The 6,190-nt window shown below is 37.8% G+C and carries 6 protein-coding genes; all 6 read right to left on the reverse strand.

The window, feature by feature from the left end; translation table 11 throughout:
* The coding region (locus tag HMPREF0367_RS03300; RefSeq protein WP_035401173.1) for a UDP-N-acetylmuramate--L-alanine ligase at positions 1–954 on the reverse strand (954 nt) is incomplete at its 3' end.
* 12 nt (positions 955–966) lie between these two features.
* Positions 967–1,626 carry a hypothetical protein gene (locus HMPREF0367_RS03305; RefSeq protein WP_022355219.1) on the reverse strand — a complete coding sequence of 220 codons (660 nt, stop codon included), beginning with the start codon at positions 1,624–1,626 and terminating at the stop codon, positions 967–969.
* A gap of 3 nt (positions 1,627–1,629) precedes the next feature.
* The gene (locus HMPREF0367_RS03310) at positions 1,630–1,959 is read right to left on the reverse strand and encodes a thioredoxin family protein (RefSeq protein ID WP_015535963.1); all 330 of its coding nucleotides are present in this window, start codon (positions 1,957–1,959) and stop codon (positions 1,630–1,632) included.
* A gap of 4 nt (positions 1,960–1,963) precedes the next feature.
* Positions 1,964–2,602, reverse strand: coding sequence for a tRNA (guanosine(46)-N7)-methyltransferase TrmB (gene trmB, locus HMPREF0367_RS03315; protein WP_428829649.1), 639 nt, complete (start codon positions 2,600–2,602; stop codon positions 1,964–1,966).
* Positions 2,603–2,609: 7 nt separating this feature from the next.
* Entirely contained in the window at positions 2,610–3,998 is a 1,389-nt protein-coding gene (gene pepV / locus HMPREF0367_RS03320) for a dipeptidase PepV (protein WP_035401176.1), read from the reverse strand.
* A 112-nt stretch (positions 3,999–4,110) separates the two neighbouring features.
* Positions 4,111–6,190, reverse strand: a 2,080-nt coding sequence (gene pnp, locus HMPREF0367_RS03325) for a polyribonucleotide nucleotidyltransferase (RefSeq protein ID WP_035401179.1), incomplete at its 5' end; no start/stop codon positions are given.

The raw sequence follows: 6,190 nt of genomic DNA on the forward strand, positions 1-6,190 counted from the left end.
CGTTGGATGATGAGCATAATCATCGATACATACGCTATCTTTGACTTCTTCAACCACGAATCGACGTGCAATTCCCTGATATTCTTTTAATCCTTCTACTATATCAGAAGCTTCCATGCCGATTTCATGACATAGGGCAAAACACCCTAAGGCATCCTGCAAGAAAGGAATTCCAACTTCCGGCAATTCTACATGAATGCTCTTATCATTATCATATACACAATCAAAGTGCATACCATAGCTGCCCATTTCAACATTGATTGCACGATAATCATTTCCTTCATTTAGACCATAGGTTACACAAGGAACCTTATAATCCAGATCCTTTAAATATGGGTCATCCCCAAAGATAACCGCTTTCTTCTTGATCTGATGTATAAATGACTGGAAAGCATCCAAATAATCATCCATGTCTTTATAATAATCAACATGATCCAATTCAATATTTGTAATGATCGCATAATCTGGCGAATATGCTAAGAAATGACGCTGAAATTCACAAGATTCCAACACAAAGTTATCGGCATTCTTTGGCATATAACCATGTCCATCACCAATTAAGAATCCTGTTTTTCCAAAATGAGAAAGCACTTGACCTAAGATCCCTGTAGTGGTGCTTTTACCATGCGTACCAGCTACACAAATCGAATTATATCGTTTTAAAAGAATTCCCAGATATTCATTGTAATAATATGTCTTAACCGTTGGATTATCCATAGCTGCAGCGACTTCAGGATTACTGCGATCAAAAGATAAACCGATAATAACGGTATCATGATCATGAATATTAGCTGGATCAAAAGGATAAATAGGAATTCCACGAGAACGCAATCCATCTTCTGTAAAGATATATTTTTCAATATCACTACCGGCCACTTCTTTTTTTTCATCATGCAGGATGCATGCTAAAGCGGCCATTCCGGTTCCTTTGATCCCAATAAAATGATATGCCATCCTATTCACCTTCTAATCTTTTAGATCAAACAGATCTTCTTGTTTGGTCTTCTGCTTTTTGGGTTTTTCTAACATATCTGATAGACTTAATGTTGATTCCGGCTCATTTTTTTCTTCGTTTTTTTTAAACACAGGTTTTACAGTTGGAATGGATTCCACTGGCTGTGGTTCAGGAATATCTTTCCCATACATTGGAGAGATGATTTCCACAAAGCTTGTATCATCCTGTGGCTTTTGAAGTTTGATCGCATCATGAACCTTTTCAAACTGTTTATTTTCTTCCTGAATATCTCCAAAGATTGGGGAAATAATTGGTTTATAATCCAAATCTTCGCTGGTACGAAGTTTCATCATCTTACGACGATCATATTTGTATGGTTTATTAGTAGAACGAGGCTCTACACGAGATACTTCTTCTACATCAAGACCAGTAAAGATACTTGTTTTTGGTTCTTTTTTAGGTTGTACTTTTGGTCTTGTGAACGTTTCAATTTCTGGTTCAGGATACGCTGAAATTGGTTCAACATATGTTTCTTTTGGCATAGGTTGAGACTGTGGTTCTGGTTGAGAAACCGTCTGAGGTTCAATCCTTTTTTCTTGTTCTTCTTCGATTTCATCCTCTTCCACTTCGACATCTTCATTTAAAATAGCTTTCATTAAATCTTTTAACATGAATTATTCCCCCTTTGCGATCGTATCGTTAAGATAAGCTTCGATCTCTGGACGTGTTTTTCTTAAACTGGATACAAAGCGAGAAATCTCTTTTCCATTTAGATAACTTACAAAGCTAGGAATTCCCATGATTTCTAATTCCTGCGCTATATCCATACAAGCATCTCGATCGACTTCATAGAAAGTTAGCTGATCAAAAGCTTTTTCTACTTCTGGCATGAATGGTTTGATAAACATGCAATCTCCACACCATTTTGTCGTAAACAAGAATACTTGAATTCCATCATTCTTCAACGCTTTTTCAAAATCTTCTCTTGAGTTTACTGTCTGCATAAAATCACTCCTTATTGTTTCTTGTCCAAACACAACGATAAATAGGCTGTCCCAACGAAACAAATTTTTCTTCATATTCCGTCATGACATCTTCATCATGTGTTTCTCTTCGATAATCCACACTGATTTCGATCATGCGATATCCTGCATTTTGAAATTCGATCAAAGAGTATTCAAAAAGCGAAGAATTATCTGTCTTCATTTGGATCTGTCCTTCATCACTTAAAATCTGAGCATACTGATCTAAAAACTGAGAGCTGGAAAGCCTTCTTTTCGCATAGCGCTTTTTAGGCCATGGATCTGAGAAATTCAGATGAATGACATCCACTTCTCCTGCAGCAAACCATTCAGAAATATTGGCAGCATCTTTTTGGATCAGCACCAAATTTTCCAGCTGGTTGGCATCATCGAATTTTTTAGCCGCAATCCCAGCTGCACTCTCATTTTTTTCGACCGCGATAAAAGCTTCCTGAGGATACAGCTTAGCCATGTTCAAAGAATAATTTCCTTTCCCGCAGCCAATCTCAACATGGATTTTTTTCTGATCAAAACGCTCTTTCCATGTTCCTTTTAATGCACTAGGATCCTCAATCAGGCAGTTAGCATCATTTAGATAATCCACTGCCCATTTCACTTTTCGCATTCGCATACTATTTACACAATGTCACGATCGCATCGGCGTAAATGGCAATCGCTTGAATCAAATCATCAAGTTTCATACCTTCATCACGCTGGTGACATCCTCCAACAAATTGATCCGTTTCTACTACTGCATTTGGCAATTCAGGACCAAAAGATACAAAGTTTTCAAATTTACGAGCATACGTTCCTCCGCCCATAGTCACAGCACAAGAGAACGTATCTCCAGTATATTTGCGATATACATCCATCAATCCTTTAACCAATTTTGATTCAGGATCCACAAACAATGGTTTTGAATCGCTTTCCATGATAGCCGTAATGTTTGATTTTAATTTTGCACAAGTTTCATTAAAACCAGCCATGATCTTTTCTGCATTTGTATCGTTTGGATAACGAATATCGATCAACAACTCAGTCTTACCATCTTCGATCGTTACGATACCTGTACTCATTGTCAAGAAAGACATATACATTCCATCAATATCGATTCCTAATGGTTTTCCCTGCCAGTCATGAAGCATAAAATATAAATCTTTCGCAAGCTGATCATCATACGCTGAACCAACAAAGTTCAATAGATGCAAGGCTGCATTGACTCCATTCCATGTCATAGCTGCATGCGCGAAGACACCGTCAATATGCAATTTGATCAAACCATCTTCTTCAGTGATATTTCCTTGAATCTGATTCGACTTGCAGTAAAAATCAAATAATTCTCTTTGTGCATCGCTGATCGTCTTAACATAGCAATCGGCTTTTCCAATAACGATATTAGGGCGAGTTCCAGCATTCATCTTTACGATTGCTGTATGATCTTCACTCTTCAATACAACATGAAGACCGCCTTTTTCCCCATAAACAACAGGGAAATCTGAATCTGGTACAAATCCCATCTTTGGAATTTCTGCATGTTTTACATAATAATCCATACATTCCATGCCAGACTCTTCATCACATCCAGTAATTAACATGACTCTTTTCTTTAAAGGAATATTTAATTCTTTAACCAACTTTAAGGCATAGTATGCAGCTAGAGTTGGCCCTTTATCATCCATGACACCACGACCGAAAACATAGCCGTCATTTACCGTTACTTTCAATGGATCTTTTGTCCAATCATCTCCTAAAGGAACGATATCTAAGTGACCTAAAATTCCAAGTGTATCTTCTCCTTCACCATATTCGATAACACCTGCATAGCCATCGATATCTTTTGTCACAAATCCATCTTTTTTTGCCATATCCAACATCGCATCAAGAACTTTACGGCAATTCTGCCCAAATGGAGCATTTTTAGTTGCCGTTGAAAGATCGCGTGTTGATTCAATAGAAACTAATGTATTTAAATCATTCAAGTAGGCTTCTTGACATGATTTTGCGTGTTCTTTAAAATTCATTGAAAATCACTCCTTTGCAGATATTCTATCATACTTTTTTGCTAAAAAACTGTTTAATTCTGAAATTCCATGAAAAAAGAGGATATCTTTACGATACCCTCATGATTAACGTTTATTCTTCTGTAGGTGTTTCTGCCTTTTTAGGTTTTGGCAATAACGCTTTGGCACTTACATTGATACGACCTTTATTGTCAATTTCCATGACTTTGACATCAATGATATCACCGATCTTCAAAACATCTTCCACTTTGTCAACACGGTTATGAGAAATCTTAGAAATGTGCAGCAAGCCATCTGTTGAACCAAATAGATTTACGAATGCACCAAATTTTTCGATACGAACAACTTTAGCAGCATATACTTCTCCAACATGTGCTTCTTTAACGATACCTTCGATCATTTCTTTAGCCTTGTTGATGACTTCATAATCGTGATGATAGATTACAACTTTACCATCATCGTCAATATCGATCTTAACATTGTCACATTCAGCAATAATCTGGTTGATCATTTTTCCACCTGGACCGATAACATCTTTGATCTTGTCTGGATCAATGTTCATCATGGCAATCTTAGGTGCATATGGACTTAATTCTTTTCTTGGTTCACTGATACATGCAAGCATGTTATCCAAAATTTCCAAACGCGCTTTATGAGCCTGTGTTAAAGCTTCTTCAAAAATTGCCTTTGTGATACCAGTTACTTTGATATCCATCTGTAAAGCAGTGATACCATTTTTCGTTCCGGCAACCTTAAAGTCCATATCTCCAAAATGATCTTCCATACCCTGGATATCCGTTAAAACTGTATAGTCTTTTGTTTCTTCATTCATGATCAGACCCATTGCGATACCTGCTACAGGGGCTTTGATTGGAACACCGGCAGCCATCAATGACATAGTTCCTGCACAAATACTAGCCTGAGAGCTTGATCCATTACTTTCCATAACATCCGCTACTGTACGAATTGTATATGGGAATTCATCTACGCTTGGCAATACTTGTGCCAAGGCTCTTTCACCTAAAGCTCCGTGTCCAATTTCGCGACGTCCTGGTGTTCCCATTCTTCCTGTTTCTCCAACTGAATATGGAGGGAAGTTATAGTGATGCATAAAACGTTTTGCGTCTACTTCTGTTAAGTCATCAATGATCTGGTTTTCATTCAATGCACCTAATGTTGTCGTAGACAATACCTGTGTTTCACCACGAGTAAACATAGCAGAACCGTGAACTCTAGGCAATAGATCCACCTGAGAATTCAAAGGACGGATCTCGTCGATCTTACGTCCATCTGGACGAACTTTATCTTCAATGATCAAGCGACGAACTTCGTCTGCTTCAATTGAACGACAAATTTCACGAGCTTGTTTTACGGCATTGTTTTTATCTTTTTCTGTTTCGTATTCTTTAGCTTCGATCATTGCAGCTGCTTCATCTGTCAATTCATCGATCTTACCATAACGTTCAAGTTTTTCTTTGATTGAAACAGCTTCACGAATCTTCGCTTCATAGTTTTCGCGTACTTCTTTATCAATATTTTCATCAACTGTATATAGTTGAATTTCACGTTTTTCTTTACCACATGCTGCAATAACTTCTTTTTCAAATTCGCAAAGTTTCTTGATTTGTTCATGACCAAACATCAAAGCTGCAAGCATATCTTCTTCGCTTACTTCTTTTGCACCAGCTTCAACCATGTTTAATGCATCGTATGTACCAGCAACTGTTAAATCAATATCACTTTGTTCTGCCTGAGCTACCGTAGGGTTGGCAATAAACTCACCATTTACTCGACCTACCTTTACACCGGCAATTGGTCCATTAAATGGAATGTCTGAAATACAAAGTGCTAAACTTGCGCCTAACATAGCAGCCATTTCTGCACTGGCATCCTGATCAACGCTCAACACAGTATTTACGACCTGAACTTCATTTCTGAATCCTTCCGCAAACAAAGGACGAATAGGACGGTCGATCATACGAGCTGTTAAAGTTGCATGTTCGCTTGGTCTTCCTTCACGACGTAAGAAACCACCTGGAATCTTACCAACGGAATATAGTTTTTCTTCAAAACTTACTGTTAGTGGGAAAAAGTCAATCCCCTCTTTAGCGGTATTGCTGGCACAAGCAGTTGATAAAGTAACTGTATCTCCATAACGGATAATGACAGCTCCATCGGCCTGTTTAGCAATT

The sequence above is a fragment of the Faecalitalea cylindroides ATCC 27803 genome (assembly GCF_000469305.1).
Taxonomy (GTDB): domain Bacteria; phylum Bacillota_I; class Bacilli_A; order Erysipelotrichales; family Erysipelotrichaceae; genus Faecalitalea; species Faecalitalea cylindroides.